Annotated in this window: 1 protein-coding gene; it reads left to right on the top strand. The window is 55.4% G+C overall.

Going from position 1 to position 258, the window contains the following annotated elements; all coding sequences use genetic code 11:
- On the top strand, positions 1–203 hold a 203-nt coding region (locus KVT32_RS30565), incomplete at its 5' end, for a hypothetical protein (RefSeq protein ID WP_217619484.1).
- Positions 204–258 lie beyond the last annotated feature (55 nt).

Below are 258 nucleotides of genomic sequence, written 5' to 3'. Positions count from 1 at the left end.
CCTCGTCTTCGTTTTGCATCGCAGCATCCATGTTGTTCCGTTACAAAAATCATAACGTACGAGCGAGCTGGTCTGCTTTGGCGATTCAATCGTGCGCGCTTTTGTTCCGGATCCACCTCGAAAATGATGCGATGCAGAAATTAAAAACCGCCCGGCTTGCGCGGGGCGGTCTTGCGGCCGGGGCCGGCGTATTTACCAGATGATGACGCGGTCCTTCGGCGCCAGGTACATCTTGTCGCCCTGCTTGACCTTGAAGGC

Source organism: Achromobacter sp. GbtcB20, assembly GCF_019091095.1.
GTDB lineage: Bacteria > Pseudomonadota > Gammaproteobacteria > Burkholderiales > Burkholderiaceae_B > Achromobacter > Achromobacter mucicolens.
This window is presented reverse-complemented; position numbering and strand designations above follow the sequence as displayed.